Consider the following 14,004-nt stretch of genomic DNA (forward strand, 5'->3'; position numbering starts at 1 on the left):
GAGAACTTTAGGATCCCAGCTTGACCGATTCCGTTTCTTCCCTTCTGCAAGAAGTTTTTTCCAACGCTGAGACTCGCCTAAAGCAGTTGGAGCATCACCCCAACCGGACGGCCTGGCTGCGTATTTTGCAGTCGCTGCAGCGCATGGGATCCCTGGAGCTGAGCCGTTTGGATGCCAAGATCTTGGCGGCTACTCTTGAGGATCTGGAGCAGGGGTTTGCCGCCTTCCAAAACTATGCCCACCAGCGCAAGATCACCGTTTTCGGGTCGGCACGACTGGGGCCAGAAAGTCCCGAATATCGCCAGGCCCAGTTGTTCGCCTACTGCATCAGTCAACGGGGATTCATGGTGATGACGGGGGGCGGCAGCGGCATCATGGAAGCCGGCAATCGAGGGGCAGGGCTGGAGAACTCTTTTGGGCTCAACATCCAGCTTCCCTTCGAGCAAATGGCCAATCCCGTTATTGCTGCCAGCGATCGGGTCATCAACTTCAAGTATTTCTTTTCGCGCAAGCTCTTTTTTGTTAAAGAAACCGACGCGCTGGTGCTTTTTCCCGGCGGTTTCGGCACTCAGGATGAAGCCTTTGAATGCCTAACCCTGATGCAAACCGGCAAAACCAAGCTCATGCCCTTGGTGCTGGTGGACAGAACAGGTGGCTGCTACTGGAAAGAATGGGACGAATACGTGCGGGAGCACCTGCTTGGTCGCGGCTTGATCAGCCCAGAAGATCTCTTCCTCTACACCCTAACCGACGATGTGGGAGATGCCTGTCAGCAGATTGTCGATTTTTATCGCGTCTTTCACAGCAATCGCTACGTGCGAGAGCTCCTGGTTTTGCGCTTGAACACCAAACTTTCACCGGAAGCCCTAGAGATTTTAAACGAAGAGTTTGCCGACATTCTCGATTCGGGCCGGATCGAGCAAACTGGGGCCTTGCCGGAGGAAGCCGAGGAAGATATTGCCCATCTGCCACGGCTGGTGATGCACTTCAACCAGCGCAACTTTGGACGGCTATGGCAAATGGCGCGCCGGATCAACAAGCTTCACCCGGAACAGCCGGATCCTCTGCAAATGCGCCCTGAACAAAAGTAGATGTATCAGCGCTCTCAGAACCATCCAAGAACCAGCAGCCAATTGTTTTGGTGGTGCTCCCAATGGGCCGGTTGTTTGTCAAAATCTGCGGCATCACCCGTCAGGATCAGGCAGAGGCCATCGCCGCGCTGGGGGTGAGTGCCCTTGGGTTCATCGCGGTGCCCAATACCCCCCGCTATTTGCCCCTCTCGGAAATGGCTCGTTGGGTGGGATCCCTGCCCGGCCCTGTGGAAAAGGTGGGGGTCTTTCTGGATCAGGATCCCCGCGCCATCGCCGCCTGGGTGGAAACGGTGGGCCTCACGGCTGTCCAGTTGCATGGCCAAGAATCCCCGCAAGATTGTCAGCAATTGGGGGAATGGCTTCCCGGGATCCGCCGCATCAAGGCCCTGCGCGTCCGCCAGCCGCAAGATCTGGAAGTGGCCAATCTCTACCGAGACTGTGTGGAGATGCTGCTTTTGGATGCTTATCACCCCCAACAGGCGGGGGGAACGGGGCGAACCCTGAATTGGCCAGAACTTGCTCGCCTTTCGCGTGAGCGGGCTCTGCCCTTGCCTTGGCTACTGGCCGGTGGTCTGAACCCGGACAATGTTCTGCAGGCGCTCAGCCACCTGCAGCCAAGCGGCATCGACCTCTCCAGTGGTGTGGAACGCCACCCCGGCGATAAAGACATCGACAAAGTCCGACACCTGCTGCAGCAGCTCCGCTCTCAGGGGTGGGAGATTGCTCCTGCGCTGCCGCCGATAATGCCAAGCGCAACGGGATGATCATTTGGCTGGGTTCCTACTGCAGCGACTGAATATCCAACCCCGGTTCGAACATCAGCTCCTTCACTTCCCCAAATCGGCCCATCACTCCAAGCTCCCGGTCGTTAAAGGTCACCAACACACCGCCCGCATTGCCGGTACGCAACACGATTGACTGCTCCGCTTCCCAATTCAACTCGGCCCCTGGCTGTAAGGTGGCCTCAAAAACCGTTTGCCCATCGGCGATGACCCGCAACCAGGAAGGGCGCTCCACAACGCGAATATCCAGACGCACCGGCTTGCGCCCCGCCCCCCCTGAGTGAGCTTCCAAGACCTCGGGGAAGACGCCCTGAATGCGCGTCCATTGGTCGAGGGTGGGAAACAGTTGGCGGGCCGTGGGCTGAGCTGCCGACAGAGTGGGATCCGAAGAAGTCGCAGCAGGCGGTTGCTGGCCGGAGCCTTCCCGGCCAACTGTTGGCAGGCTCACCAGCCAACGCCCAAAGGGATTGCCTGTGCCTTCCAAAAGAGCCGACAATCCCCCCACCGTCAGCACAATCAGCACCACATAAGCGGCCCAAAGGTGGAGAGGGCGCAGGGCAAAGGCAGGTTGCTGGCCGACAACAGCAAGAGGAGCTGGCGCGCGGGGGGTTTTGGCCGATAAAAGCGGAGAGGCACGCCGAGAGAGGGTTTCGCCATCCAACCCCAAATAGTCGGCATAGCGCTTGAGAAACCCTTGCACATACACCGGCTCCGGTAACCGGCTCAAGTCAGCTTCCTCCAGCGCCTGCAGATATTGGCAGCGAATGAAGGTATCGTTAGCTACTTCTGTCAACGTCAGTCCCCGTGCCTCCCGTGTTTGCCGCAACAGGGATCCCAGGGCTTCTAAAGAGTGTGCTGGCTCTTGCATCATTTGGCCACCTGCGGAAGAAAGGAGGCTACTGTGAGAGTTTGCACTCAGTTAGAGGCTCTGACGAGCTAATCGCGTGAGCGGGCCGGAGGCCTTAGAGGGCGCTTCCCGATCGCGTAAGCGGGACGGAGTCCTTGCGAGGATGAGCTGCTGTGCCCGGTGAGAGGGGCCAGCAAAGCTTGGAGCTCGTGGGGATCCAACTGGCGGAACTGGCCTGCTTTCAGGTTGCCCAAGCCCAGTGGGCCAATAGCTTCCCGATGTAAGCTGAGCACCGGATGCCCAAGACGCTCCGCCACCCGCCGAATTTGCCGGTTGCGTCCCTCAAACAACACCACCCTCAGCCAGGAGCAATTGGGATGCTCCCTTTGCCGGAAATCCGGGGCAGGACAAAACTCCACCTCCGCCGGCAGAGTGGTGTACCCCTCTAAGTCTACTCCGTCTCGCCAATGTTGCAGAGTGGCCTGACTCGGATGCCCTTGTACCTGTACTCGGTAGGTTTTGGGCAGATGATAGCGCGGATGGGTCAGCTTCAAGGTCAAGTCGCCATCATTGGTGAGCAGCAAAGCGCCACTGCTGTCCGCATCCAGCCGGCCCACCGGGTAGAGGCGGGTTTGCCGTTTCCAAGATGGGGGGAGCAGATCCAGCACCGTCTTGCGTCCCCAAGGATCTGCACAGGTTGACAAAACCCCCACTGGCTTGTGCAGGAGCAAAACATAGCGCGCCGGATCCTTGGCCAAAGGGATCACTTGCCCATTCACCTCGATGCAATCCCGCTCTGGGTCGGCTTTGGAGCCCAGCTCAGTGACCACCTTCCCATTGACCCGAACGCGCCCGGCCAGGATCCAGGCTTCCACCTGGCGACGCGAGGCCAATCCCTGCTGAGCCAAGAGCTTCTGTAGCCGTTGGGGTTCTGCCATGGGGATTTGAACAGCAAAAGCAGCAACCGAAGCTGGGGGTGCTAGGCGGCAGAGCCTGGGGCCTCCGGCCCGCTTACGTGAACGGGGTTGGAGAGCCGGTCGGACACACCAGCAGAATTGGAGGGCAACAGCAGCATCTCCGACTGAGACTCTGAGTTTCCTCCTAGAGAATAGCTGAGGCCACAGTCGAACTCTTCTGCCAGCCGACAGACTTCCTTGAGATCTCCCACCGACCAAATGCTCCAACTGCTGCGAATTTGGTTATCCACCCACACTTCCACGCGATTGCCTTCGATGTGCATGATGCGCTTGGGCTTGGCTTCTGAAGGGCAACCTGCAGGCTCGGCCAAGGCCTCCGGCCCGCTCACGCGAAGGGAAGATTTTTGCCTCAAGGCCCCCAGAGCCGCCATGAGCTGCGGCAGAGCCAGCAAAAGGTGCTGAGTGGCCTGTTGGGGTTGCCCTTTCAAGCAGGAAACCAAAGCTTCGGCAACACTCTGGTTTAGGGCCTGCAGAGCTTGGAGTGGAGTAGCACCCCCTAGAGAGGGATCCGGTTGCAGTGGGCTTTGAACATCCATGAAAAGGCAGGAAAGGCATGGACAGCAACCTTACAGCCCTTTCGCAGGTTGACCACAACAACGCCGCTGCCCTTTGGAGCAGAGCGCTCTGGTTTGCGCAAGTGTGCCGCAGACATGGAGTCCTGTACGGATAGACGATCGGGGGAAGGGCTGTATAGCTCCCTTAAGCCTAACAAATCCAAAAACTTCAGGGCCCGCTTACGCGACACGAACGGTAAAAAATCTTTCTTTCATGTTGTCCGCATTGCTGCAAAGCAAAGGCCTCTCTATCTGGTCTGCTTAGCCATCGGTGCAATTATTCACCGCCCGATGGGTTTTCTTCGCCCTCGGCGGTGTTCTCTAGCGGTTCCTCAACCCCAGTCTGGGCCTTGGCCTCAAAGGTCGGTCTCAGTTGGTTGAGCAGGGCCAAAACGCGGGATCCCCGCTCCAAAGAGCGATCCTGCAAAAACACCACTGTTGGCACCCGTCGCAGGCTGAGGCGCTGGCCGATTTCCCGTCGCACAAAGGGTGTGGCCGCCGCTAACCCTTCCATGGCCCGGTGTTGAGCTGTCTCATCCCCATAAATGCTGACGAAGATGCGGGCGTTTTGCAGGTCATTGGAAACCTCGACATCCACAATGCTGACCATCCCTGCCCCAACCCGGTCATCTTTGATCTCCGAGAGCAGGATTTGGCTGACCTCTCGTTTGATCAGCTCTGCTACCCGTGCCACCCGTCGCGCTGTCGCCATTTTTGGATACCTAGGCTAACATCATCCGCAAGCCTGCTCTGGTCGGTGTGAAGCATAGCCCCCGCCAGCTTGGCCCCAAGAACAGTAGCCAATGCTACGAGCATCTCTTCCTTCCACCTTTATCCTGAGTCCATGTCCATCTTGCCTTGAGTATGTATACCTAAAGCCATCGATGGATGGATGGAGACGTGATGATCAAGACGCCAGAGGCGCTGCGGCGCTCCATTGAGCAGTTTATGCTGAATGTGACGGAGCCGCTTGACCCGTTGCTCTCGCTGAAGCTGACTCAGCTTGTGGTGATGTTGGGGGATACAGCTTACGCGATGGGATACAGCGATGGCCAGCAAAAGCCAGAGGAGCGCTGCCGCTATTGTCCCAGTCGGGTGTTCGACAGTCTAGAGCTTTGATAGGGTTCTTCAAGGTTCTTTAGAATGTAGCTTCTGGCCGCCCCGGCTCCCAGCCTTGGGGGGAGTGAGTTGAAAGGGGCGGTGGCAACCGGCCAAGATGGGATCCCATTGCTTGGCAGCCTATGACTTCCCCCGTTTTGCTTTGGCATCGTCGCGATCTGCGGTTAGGGGACAACACAGCTCTTCATGAGGCAGCCCAGCGCAGCTCTCAGGTGGTGCCTGTCTTCATTTTCGACCCGCAGATGCTGAGACGGTCGGACATGGCCCCAGCTAGGGTGGCCTTTTTGCTTCAGGCTCTGCAAGAGCTCCAAGAGCGCTACGCCCAGATGGGGATCCCACTGATCTGGCGGCTGGGGGATCCCTCGGTGGAGTTGCGGTGCTTGGCCACAGACCTGGGAGCCAGGGCCGTGTTTTGGAATGCCGATGGGGAGCCGTTCGCCCTACAGCAAGAGAGTCGAGTGCAGGCCAGTTTGGCCGCAGCCGGGATCCAGTCCTTCTCCTACCAAGATATGCTGCTGCACGGGCCGGGGGAAGTGTTGACCCAGGCGGGGGAGCCCTATTCGGTCTTCACTCCCTTCTGGCGCAGGTGGGCGAGCTTGCCCAAGCGGGATCCCTACCCAACCCCCGAGGGTCTGCAGCCGGTATCGGGACTAAAAGCGCAGCCTCTACCGACTTTGGCAGATTTGGGCTTTGTCTGCGACCAGCGGATCCCAGCAGCGGGGGAAGCAGCGGCTCAAGCCCTTTTGGAAGACTTTTGTCAGGGTTTGCGCATTTTGGACTACGAGCGAGCCCGCAACTTCCCGGCTGAGCCGGGCACTTCTCTACTGAGCCCCCACTTGTGCTGGGGAACGATCGGCATTCGCCAGGTGTGGCAAGCCACGCGGGAGGTGGAAGCCGAGGTGCGCAGCCAAGAGGCCGAAAGCAGCTTGCAAACTTGGCGGCAGGAGCTGTGCTGGCGAGAGTTTTACAAGCATGTCTTGGCCCACTGGCCCCACGTGGAAACCGGAGCCTATCGACGAGCCTTCGACGCCCTGGAGTGGGACAATCGGCAGGACTGGTTTCAGGCCTGGTGCACCGGTCAGACGGGCTACCCCATCGTGGATGCGGCCATGCGCCAACTGAACGAAACTGGCTGGATGCACAACCGCTGCCGCATGATTGTGGCCAGCTTCCTGACCAAGGATCTGCTTATCGATTGGCGCTGGGGGGAACGCTACTTTATGCAAAAGCTAGTGGATGGGGATCTGGCGGCCAATAACGGCGGTTGGCAGTGGAGCGCCAGTGTGGGCACGGATCCCAAGCCCCTGCGCATCTTCAACCCGGCCACGCAAGCAGCCCGCTATGACCCGGAAGGAGAGTACATCCGTCGCTATCTGCCGGAGCTGGCACGGCTGGATACGCCGGCTCTGCTGTGGGTGGGAGATGACCCCAAGGGAGCCTGGGCTTTGCGGGAACGGCGAAGTTGTGGCTATCCGGATCCCATTGTGGATCACAAGGTGCAGCAGCAGGAGTTCAAACGGCGCTACCAGGCGGTGCAGCAGGCCTACTCTAGGTCTGTTCGAGACGGTCTCCCCCCTCCTTCCTAGTCCTCTGTGCCGCTGCCCCCTCTCTCGACGACGGCAGACAAAAGGCAAGACAGGTGCCATTTGAAATGACCACAAAGCAGGTCTGTGTAGTTGTAGTCAATTCAGTTGACAATGAGACGGTGTTAAAGGCAAGATGACGTGGGGGTAGACCTCAGGAGGAAGCTTCATGACCTATAGCTTAGACCTGAGAGAGAGAGTCGTAGGGTATGTCCAGGAAGGGGGCAGCCCCACTGCAGCTGCACAGATGTACAAAGTCAGTCGTGCAACGGTTTATCGCTGGCTGAACCGAGAAGACCTGAGGCCGACAAAAGTCAAGACTCGGAAGCGAAAGATAGACTTGGTCGCTCTGCAGCAAGACGTAGAACAGTACCCAGAAGCTCGACTGAAGGATAGAGCCCAGAGGTTTGGCGTCCATCCCAGCGCTATTTACTATGCTCTTAGGAAGATGAAAACAACGCGAAAAAAAAGAGTTAAGGCACCGAGGGCGGGATTGGCAAGAGAGAATCCAAGAGAGAATCAACGACTCTAGGGTCTTGAGGGAGTTGGTTCAGAAGTATGGAAGTGAGAGTTTAGCTTACAATGGGCTCTGCACCGCTGACGCGAATGATGAGAGAATGACGAGACAGGGTTTGGGGAGATACGCACCTGTTTTATGCTTGGCCAAAGAGAGGGGAGAAAGTTTATGGGAAGAGAGAGAGCTGAGTAGCCGGTAGGAGGAAGGAGAGAGGGGGTTTGATAGCCCCGACGCTTTTTCAAGTAGCTCGAATGCGGAAGAATTTGAGGGACACTAAATGCCGAGTTTGGAGAGGACATCTGTATTGACTCTGGGCAATGGGCCGATTCAAAGGCCTAGGGCCTGCTCGGCGAACGGAAGGGAAGGATAAAGGATTTGATGAAAGCGGCAGGGCAGGAGGTGGTTTTTTGCTGAGGCCCTCGCCAGACTTGAATGAGATTGAGGGTGACTTTAGTGCTCTCAAGAGGGCAAGGATGCATGCTGATAGAGGAACTTCTGTGGATGAAGTGATAAGGCCTGCGGTCCGCTGTTGCAGACGGAACTGTTGTACTGGCTAGCGTCTCATTGTTATTTGGATTGACTATGGCGGCTATTCCAGCAGCAGCGAGAGGAGGGCTAGGGATCTTCAGGGCAGTTGCAGCACCTGAACGGGCGAACCGGCAGGGATCTGGGTTGTCCCTACTGGCAGCACAGCCAAGGCATTACAGCCGGCCAGACTGATGAGATTGCCGGAATTGAGGTTGGCGGCGGGCTGAAATTGGATCCCCTCAGGCCTGACCTGCAGCCGTCCCCAGAGATAGTGTTCCCGCTGACCGTCGGCATGCAGATCCACCGGGCTGAAGGCGGAGAGGATCTGCCAGTAGGGGGGCAGGGATCCGCCCATTTTTCGCAGGGCCGGGTGCAAAAAGCGCCAGAAGGTCACCAGGGCAGAGGCAGGGTTGCCCGGCAGGCCAAAGTAGAGCTTGGGGGGGCCGTGGGGATTGGGAAAACGAGCCACCGTCAGGGGTTTGCCCGGCTTGATGGCCACGCTGCGGATGAAAATCTCGCCTCCCAACTCCTCCAGCACCTTTTCCACCAGGTCAAAATCCCCCACCGATACCCCTCCAGAAGAGATCACCCCATCGGCAGAGGCCAGGGCCTGCTGGACGACCTGCCGCAACACCTGGGGCCGATCCGGCACGATGCCTAACTGGATCGGGATCCCACCCGCTGCCTTGACCAGAGCCGCCAGGCCGTACTGGTTGGAATCCACGACCTGCCCCGGCCCCGGCACCTGCTGGATGGGCACTAGCTCATCCCCTGTCGAGAACAGGGCTACCCGGGGCTGACGAAACACCGGCACCATCGCCTGTCGGATGGCGGCCAAAACGGCTAGCTCCGCTCCGCCCAAAGCCTGCCCTGCCGGCAGGAGGGGATCCCCCTGGCGGGCAAAGTCTCCCTGAGGCCGGACAAATTGGCCCCGCTGCGGACGCTGCAAGAGGCGAACGGTTCCTGGCGAAGGTTGCTGCGTGTATTCCTGCATCACCACGGTGTCCGCACCGCTGGGCAAGAGGGAGCCGGTGTAGAGACGCACCGCTTGTCCAGGCTGGAGCTCTCGGGTGGGTGCCTTTCCGGCGGGGAGAGTCTCGATCACCTGCAGCTCACAAGGGATCCCCGCTTGCACATCTTCATGGCGCACGGCATAGCCATCCATACTGGAGGTGGGATGGGCCGGAAAATCCTGGGGGCTATACACAGTTTGGCTGAGAACGCGGCCTTGGGCGGATCCCAGCTCCACCCACTCTGGGCCCAGCGGCTGAGCCGCCTGCAAAATCAGGGCTTCTGCTTCCGCCACCGGCAGCATCACGGCTTTTAAACCCCCTTCTCCAACACCTTTCTTCAGCATCCAGAAGTCGGTTCCGCCAAGGCCATTAAAAACAACTTAAACTGCGGACAGCGGCCATCAATTCCGACCTTGGCATGAGAAGTGTATGACCAGGATCCCACCAAGCCCCAGAGCTGGCAAGAAGTCGGGTCAAGTTGCTTATTCGGAGTCTGCAACTCTTTCTACTTCGGGATCCCGGCCTTGTTGGGGAGATGGGGATCCCGGCAGCGTTGCAGCCGGCCACAGGCTATCTGGCTGCCGCGGCTGCGGAAGCTGGATACTGGTCACGTAGCGGGCGTAGCCTTAGAACGACTGAGCGACCAGATAGCTCGAGCGCAGCAAGCGAGGTGTCCATGTTAAGTGCCGCCGTCATCCTCACGATCTTCCTTGGCTTCTGGGGAGTCGTGGTCAAGCGCAACCTCATTATGAAGATCCTGTCTATGGATGTTATGAGCACCGGGGTCATCGCCTTCTTCGTGATCTGGGCAGCCCGGAGCGGTGTGTTCACCCCCATCTACAAACCCTGGCGCGAGCTGGACTATGCCGACCCGGTGCCTCAGGGGATCATCCTCACGGCCATCGTCATTGGCCTATCGGTACAAGCCTTGATGTTGGTGGGGGTGATGAAGCTGTCCCGCAATCATCCCACCCTCGAAGTCGAGAGCATCGAACAGGCAGTCGCGTCAGGGGCGCAGAGCACTTTTACCGATGACTGAGCTGACGCTGGTGTGGGTGGCATTGCCCTTTCTACTGGCCTTCACAACCTACTTGATGCCAGCCCTGACCCGTCCCAGCCTGGTGGGGATGGCCGCGCTGACGGTGGTCTATGCGGTGCAGCAGGGGGGCTTGCCCGGCACAACCGCTGCGCCCTTGGAGCTGCAGCTTTTGGATCACTTCGGGGTGACGCTGCGGATCGATGCCAATGGAGCAGCGATGCTCTTGGCCCACGGCCTGGTCACGCTGGGGGTGGCGCTGTATTTGGATAGACGCTTTGCGGGCAGCCGCTTTCTGGCCATGCAGCTACTGATCGTGCACGGTAGCGCCAACGCCGTCATCATCAGTGCCGACCTGATCAGCGTCTACGTTTCCCTGGAGGTGCTCAGCATCGGCGTGTTTTTGCTGCTGACCTATGGGCGGCGGGCTGAGGGCCAACCCACAGTGGAAGAAAATGCTCCGCACCGCGATCGCCAGCTCTGGGTGGGGCTGCGCTACCTTTTCATGAGCAATGTGGCCATGCTCTTCTACCTGATGGGCGCAATCCTGGTCTATGTGCGCACGGGATCCCTGGCGATGAGCAGTTTGGTTATGGCCGACCCCACGGCCTTGGCGCTGATTGCTGTGGGTCTTTTGGCCAAGGGGGCGATCTTCGTTGCCGGCCTGTGGCTGCCCCTCACCTACGTTACCGCGGATCCCGTTATCGCGGCGGTGCTCAGCGGTTTTACGACCAAAGCAGGAGCCATGGCTTTGGTGCGCTGCAGCGAGGCTTCGCCGGTCTTGGCCCAGGGGTTGCCCTACTTGAGCGCTGGTTCAGCCGTTTTCGGGATCCTACTGGCCTTGATGGGGAGCACGCCCCAGCACCTTCTCGCCTGGAGCTCGGTATCGCAGATGGGATTTGTGATTGCTGCCCCTCAATGGGCAGGTTTGTACGGTCTTGCCCATGGGTTGGCAAAGCCCTTGCTGTTTGTTGGAACAAGCGTGACCCATCCCTGGCGTTGGCCGATGCTGCTCTTGGGGACGGCTTCCCTGGCAGGGGTACCCGGCAGTTTGGGGTATGCGGCCAAGGCCCTCAGCTTGTCTGCTCTGGATCCCTGGCACGAGTGGCTGCTGGTGGGGGTTACCGTCGGCACCACTTGTTTAGGCGTGCGAGTGCTGCGGGCACCTGTTTCTCCAATGAAGGGGGCAACCACCTCTGCAACTCCTTGGCAAGATAAAGTGGCACTGGTGCTTTGGGGTGGGGGCTTGCTCTGGGGCTGGCTACCGGCGGCCTATGGCGCTGACAATCTTCTCAAGGCGCTCCTCAGTTTGGGCGTTGGGATCCCCCTAGGCTGGTTTTGGGAGCGGATCCCTCTGAAGGGAGGGTCGGTGAACGAAGGGCTGGAAGCAGTGGTGGGCGGCTTGAGCATAGTGTTGGTGCTGGTTTGGGCTCTGTTAGCTGTGGGGAACTATGGGACGCTACCCTGAGTTGGGTCTATTGGAGATCGGCCTGCGCCTCTTAATTTGGTTTCTGCTGACGGGCAATCTGAGCTGGGACAATGTGGCCATCGGGGTGGCGGCAACGTTGCTGCTGCCGCGCCAGGCTTCCGCACCGGTGCAATGGCGGGATTGGGGGCGAGTGCTCCAGGAAATTCTTCTCGCCATCCCAAGAGCCTACTGGGAAGCCTTCGAGATGATCCTCAAGCCCCACACTGTTGAGGAAGTTGTATACAAACAAACCCTGCCCAACCGTTCAGCAGGGCTGGTGTTTCTGGATATCTTTTTAATTACCTTCACGCCCAAAACCATCGTGCTCAATTGCAATGCCCAAGGCACTTATGAAGTCCATGTGCTCAAGCCGCGGGAGGACGTGTGAACCTACTGCTGTTTCTCCTGACCCTAACGCTGTGCTTGCCCCTGTATGCCGCTTGGCTGAAGGAAGATATTTGGCAGACGATGCTCGCCTTTGCCAGCTTGGCCACAAAGACGGCCATCCTGATTTTGGTGGTGTCGGTGGTGCGGGATGATTGGATGATCGGGATTGTGGGGGTTTTGATTTTGTCGGTGGGCAATGCGGCCTTAATGCTCTTGGCTCATGTACTGAAACGGCTGGAAATGCTTTAGAAAGGCCCTGGGGGTAGGTATGGAAGTCTGGGTGGAAGGTCTGAGCTATCTGTTGTTTGGGATTGGTGTGCTGTTTTGGTTGTGGGGAACGGCGCCGCTCCTTGGGGATCGCTCGATTTTATTTAAGCTGCACGGCCTTTCGGTGTCGGACACCCTGGGCTCTATGAGCATCATGCTGGGGCTGCTGTTGCGGATCCCACGGGAATGGCCCCTGTTGGTGTTGGCACTGATCTCCCTGGCTATTTGGAATACCATTCTGGGCTATGTGCTGGCGTTTTGCTCGCAGCGCAAGTCCCTATAGGAGGGCAGGATGGAAGAGACCCTGTTGCTGGTGATGGCGTTACTCCTGGCCCTGACGGCAAGCTTGGTGGTGACTCAGACCAATCCCTACCACGCCTTGGTAATGCGAGGGATCCTGGGGACGATTGCCGCCCTGATCTATGCGCTGTTTGGGGCGGCGGATGTGGCCCTGACCGAGGCACTGGTGGGCACCATGCTTTCTATTACCCTCTACGCCATTGCGGTGCGCTCTTCGCTGAGCATGCGCCTGGGCGTTCTCGAAGGCAGCCCTGTGCTGGAGGCCAGTACCTCAGCAGCGCGGCAGCTGTTACAGCAGATGCGCCAAGGGCTACAGCGGTACCACATGCGCTTGGAGTTGACCGCCTATGGGAGTTCAGAGGCGTTGGTGGCTGCTCTTCGCAGCCGGGAGGTACACACCATTGCCCTTGAGCCCGGTGGAGAAGCAGCAGAGTATCGCCTGGTTACACGCGTGCCCCGCCTGCAGGCCATTTTGGCGCAGCAAGCTCTGGCCGCTGAGGTGATGGCGACATGAAGTGGGTGTACGGGATAGCGGTGCTGCTGGCAGCCCTACAGCTCATTGTGGGCGAGGCGGGATCCGTTTCCCCCAATCGCGCAGCGGGCGTGGCTTTAGTCGAGGCAGTGGAGATTCTGGCCAGCGAAAGCGGTGTGCCCAACACGGTGACGGGTCTCATTCTGCGCAACCGCCTCTACGATACGGTCTTTGAAGTGGTGGTGTTTTCCACGGCAATTTTGGGCGCCCAATACCTGCTGGCGGATGAGCAGCCGACAGCCAATGTAGCTCAATTTACCGATATTCCCTCGATTGTGTTGGCGCGAGTGGGAGCCACCATTTCGGCTTTGATCGCGGTGGAGCTTGCTATTCGAGGGCACCTGACGCCGGGCGGAGGCTTTGCTGCCGGGGTGGCGGGGGGGACGGCCATTGGCTTGGTGGCGATCACCGCCTCTTCCGCCTGGATGGAGGCCATCTACAAACGGTGGCGGGCTGCGATGTGGGAGAAGCTGTCGGTGGTGGCGTTTATCGGGGTGGCTGTGATGGCTCTGGCCGGCTGGGAATTGCCCAGAGGGGAGTTGGGAGCTCTGTTTAGCGGCGGCTGGATCCCGATTCTTAACATTTTGGTAGCCATCAAGGTGGCGCTGGGATCCTGGGCGGCAGTTTTGATCTTTATTCGCTACCGCGGCTTGTTATGAGGTTTCAAATGGGTTGATGAGAGGCACCCCTGTCCTGGCAAAATCACGGACATTACGGGTAACCAAGGTCAGTCCGTAAGCCAAGGCTGTAGCCGCTGGTTGTTTGTCAACGACGTCTTGAGGGTAAGGTACCCACAAGCATCCCCACACACCAATAACGACTAGCCCTTTGTTCAAGAGCTTTGACAATGGCTGCGTCAACGTTGCGAACAATTAGCCTGGCCATAGAGCGTCTCCTCGCTCGGCAGATCCCTCTGCGACCTTGCCGCATAGCCTTTGAAAGCGCAACACTCAAAAAAGAGGGATCCCGATGAGCAACTTGACCTGCAGGTGACCTCTACAAT

Annotated in this window: 16 protein-coding genes and 2 pseudogenes; 12 read left to right on the forward strand and 6 right to left on the reverse strand. The window is 58.7% G+C overall.

Features of this window, described 5'->3' with window-relative positions; genetic code table 11:
• Window positions 1-20 precede the first annotated feature (20 nt).
• Together NW834_RS01920 and NW834_RS01925 are read left to right on the forward strand one after the other, a co-directional pair.
• A complete protein-coding gene (locus tag NW834_RS01920; protein WP_414419851.1) occupies window positions 21-1,091 on the forward strand; it encodes an LOG family protein in 1,071 nt (356 codons plus the stop codon).
• A gap of 62 nt (window positions 1,092-1,153) precedes the next feature.
• Window positions 1,154-1,855, forward strand: coding sequence for a phosphoribosylanthranilate isomerase (locus NW834_RS01925; RefSeq protein ID WP_414419852.1), 702 nt, complete (start codon window positions 1,154-1,156; stop codon window positions 1,853-1,855).
• A gap of 16 nt (window positions 1,856-1,871) precedes the next feature.
• Here NW834_RS01925 and NW834_RS01930 read toward each other — a convergent pair whose 3' ends face one another.
• The 5 genes and pseudogenes from NW834_RS01930 to rbfA form a co-directional block, all read right to left on the reverse strand.
• A complete protein-coding gene (locus NW834_RS01930) occupies window positions 1,872-2,399 on the reverse strand; it encodes a DUF4115 domain-containing protein (protein ID WP_414419864.1) in 528 nt (175 codons plus the stop codon).
• A 132-nt stretch (window positions 2,400-2,531) separates the two neighbouring features.
• Window positions 2,532-2,744, reverse strand: a pseudogene (locus tag NW834_RS01935) (helix-turn-helix domain-containing protein); the annotation flags it as partial.
• A 65-nt stretch (window positions 2,745-2,809) separates the two neighbouring features.
• Window positions 2,810-3,658, reverse strand: a complete 849-nt coding sequence (locus NW834_RS01940; protein WP_414399675.1) for a pseudouridine synthase — start codon at window positions 3,656-3,658, stop codon at window positions 2,810-2,812.
• 41 nt (window positions 3,659-3,699) lie between these two features.
• The gene (locus NW834_RS01945) at window positions 3,700-4,233 is read right to left on the reverse strand and encodes a hypothetical protein (RefSeq protein ID WP_414419853.1); all 534 of its coding nucleotides are present in this window, start codon (window positions 4,231-4,233) and stop codon (window positions 3,700-3,702) included.
• Between the two features lie 295 nt (window positions 4,234-4,528).
• Window positions 4,529-4,963, reverse strand: a complete 435-nt coding sequence (rbfA, locus tag NW834_RS01950) for a 30S ribosome-binding factor RbfA (RefSeq protein ID WP_414382476.1) — start codon at window positions 4,961-4,963, stop codon at window positions 4,529-4,531.
• Between the two features lie 191 nt (window positions 4,964-5,154).
• On the opposite strand from rbfA, the gene NW834_RS01955 reads away from it, so the two are divergent.
• The 3 genes and pseudogenes from NW834_RS01955 (at window position 5,155) to NW834_RS01965 (ending at window position 8,027) form a co-directional block, all read left to right on the forward strand.
• A complete protein-coding gene (locus NW834_RS01955) occupies window positions 5,155-5,370 on the forward strand; it encodes a hypothetical protein (protein ID WP_238376842.1) in 216 nt (71 codons plus the stop codon).
• A gap of 122 nt (window positions 5,371-5,492) precedes the next feature.
• Complete coding sequence (locus tag NW834_RS01960) at window positions 5,493-6,956, forward strand: cryptochrome/photolyase family protein (RefSeq protein WP_414419854.1); 1,464 nt, start codon at window positions 5,493-5,495, stop codon at window positions 6,954-6,956.
• 166 nt (window positions 6,957-7,122) lie between these two features.
• Window positions 7,123-8,027, forward strand: a pseudogene (locus tag NW834_RS01965) (IS630 transposase-related protein).
• A gap of 68 nt (window positions 8,028-8,095) precedes the next feature.
• Here the strand turns inward: NW834_RS01965 and glp are convergent.
• Entirely contained in the window at window positions 8,096-9,355 is a 1,260-nt protein-coding gene (gene glp / locus NW834_RS01970) for a gephyrin-like molybdotransferase Glp (RefSeq protein ID WP_414419855.1), read from the reverse strand.
• A gap of 332 nt (window positions 9,356-9,687) precedes the next feature.
• On the opposite strand from glp, the gene NW834_RS01975 reads away from it, so the two are divergent.
• From NW834_RS01975 to NW834_RS02005, 7 genes are read left to right on the forward strand one after another with little or no spacing between them, the layout of a single operon-like run.
• Window positions 9,688-10,050: a cation:proton antiporter subunit C gene (locus tag NW834_RS01975; RefSeq protein ID WP_414406349.1), complete on the forward strand. Its 363-nt coding sequence runs from the start codon at window positions 9,688-9,690 to the stop codon at window positions 10,048-10,050.
• Window positions 10,043-11,515 (forward strand): cation:proton antiporter, encoded by a 1,473-nt coding sequence (locus NW834_RS01980; RefSeq protein WP_414412771.1) that lies wholly within the window; start codon window positions 10,043-10,045, stop codon window positions 11,513-11,515. Before NW834_RS01975 ends, NW834_RS01980 begins: the two co-directional genes overlap by 8 nt.
• Window positions 11,499-11,903, forward strand: a complete 405-nt coding sequence (locus NW834_RS01985) for a Na+/H+ antiporter subunit E (protein ID WP_041436089.1) — start codon at window positions 11,499-11,501, stop codon at window positions 11,901-11,903. Before NW834_RS01980 ends, NW834_RS01985 begins: the two co-directional genes overlap by 17 nt.
• Window positions 11,900-12,151: a hypothetical protein gene (locus NW834_RS01990; RefSeq protein WP_011431878.1), complete on the forward strand. Its 252-nt coding sequence runs from the start codon at window positions 11,900-11,902 to the stop codon at window positions 12,149-12,151. Before NW834_RS01985 ends, NW834_RS01990 begins: the two co-directional genes overlap by 4 nt.
• A gap of 19 nt (window positions 12,152-12,170) precedes the next feature.
• Window positions 12,171-12,452, forward strand: a complete 282-nt coding sequence (locus NW834_RS01995) for a monovalent cation/H(+) antiporter subunit G (RefSeq protein ID WP_011431879.1) — start codon at window positions 12,171-12,173, stop codon at window positions 12,450-12,452.
• Window positions 12,453-12,461: 9 nt separating this feature from the next.
• Window positions 12,462-12,983 (forward strand): DUF4040 domain-containing protein, encoded by a 522-nt coding sequence (locus NW834_RS02000; protein ID WP_414419856.1) that lies wholly within the window; start codon window positions 12,462-12,464, stop codon window positions 12,981-12,983.
• Window positions 12,980-13,660: a Na(+)/H(+) antiporter subunit B gene (locus NW834_RS02005; protein WP_414419857.1), complete on the forward strand. Its 681-nt coding sequence runs from the start codon at window positions 12,980-12,982 to the stop codon at window positions 13,658-13,660. The genes NW834_RS02000 and NW834_RS02005 overlap by 4 nt, the downstream gene beginning before the upstream one ends.
• The last annotated feature ends 344 nt before the right edge of the window (window positions 13,661-14,004 follow it).

It is taken from the genome of Synechococcus sp. R60.1, from assembly GCF_047461835.1.
Taxonomy (GTDB): Bacteria; Cyanobacteriota; Cyanobacteriia; order Thermostichales; family Thermostichaceae; genus Thermostichus.

Excerpts from the sequence above, each read along its gene's own strand:
- NW834_RS01985 (WP_041436089.1), top strand. The coding sequence starts at position 11,499 with ATGGGACGCTACCCTGAGTTGGGTCTATTGGAGATCGGCCTGCGCCTC.
- NW834_RS01975 (WP_414406349.1), top strand. The coding sequence starts at position 9,688 with ATGTTAAGTGCCGCCGTCATCCTCACGATCTTCCTTGGCTTCTGGGGA.
- NW834_RS01945 (WP_414419853.1), bottom strand. The coding sequence starts at position 4,233 with ATGGATGTTCAAAGCCCACTGCAACCGGATCCCTCTCTAGGGGGTGCT.
- NW834_RS01940 (WP_414399675.1), bottom strand. The coding sequence starts at position 3,658 with ATGGCAGAACCCCAACGGCTACAGAAGCTCTTGGCTCAGCAGGGATTG.
- NW834_RS01925 (WP_414419852.1), top strand. The coding sequence starts at position 1,154 with ATGGGCCGGTTGTTTGTCAAAATCTGCGGCATCACCCGTCAGGATCAG.
- NW834_RS01960 (WP_414419854.1), top strand. The coding sequence starts at position 5,493 with ATGACTTCCCCCGTTTTGCTTTGGCATCGTCGCGATCTGCGGTTAGGG.
- NW834_RS02005 (WP_414419857.1), top strand. The coding sequence starts at position 12,980 with ATGAAGTGGGTGTACGGGATAGCGGTGCTGCTGGCAGCCCTACAGCTC.
- NW834_RS01980 (WP_414412771.1), top strand. The coding sequence starts at position 10,043 with ATGACTGAGCTGACGCTGGTGTGGGTGGCATTGCCCTTTCTACTGGCC.
- NW834_RS02000 (WP_414419856.1), top strand. The coding sequence starts at position 12,462 with ATGGAAGAGACCCTGTTGCTGGTGATGGCGTTACTCCTGGCCCTGACG.
- rbfA (WP_414382476.1), bottom strand. The coding sequence starts at position 4,963 with ATGGCGACAGCGCGACGGGTGGCACGGGTAGCAGAGCTGATCAAACGA.
- glp (WP_414419855.1), bottom strand. The coding sequence starts at position 9,355 with ATGCTGAAGAAAGGTGTTGGAGAAGGGGGTTTAAAAGCCGTGATGCTG.
- NW834_RS01955 (WP_238376842.1), top strand. The coding sequence starts at position 5,155 with ATGATCAAGACGCCAGAGGCGCTGCGGCGCTCCATTGAGCAGTTTATG.
- NW834_RS01995 (WP_011431879.1), top strand. The coding sequence starts at position 12,171 with ATGGAAGTCTGGGTGGAAGGTCTGAGCTATCTGTTGTTTGGGATTGGT.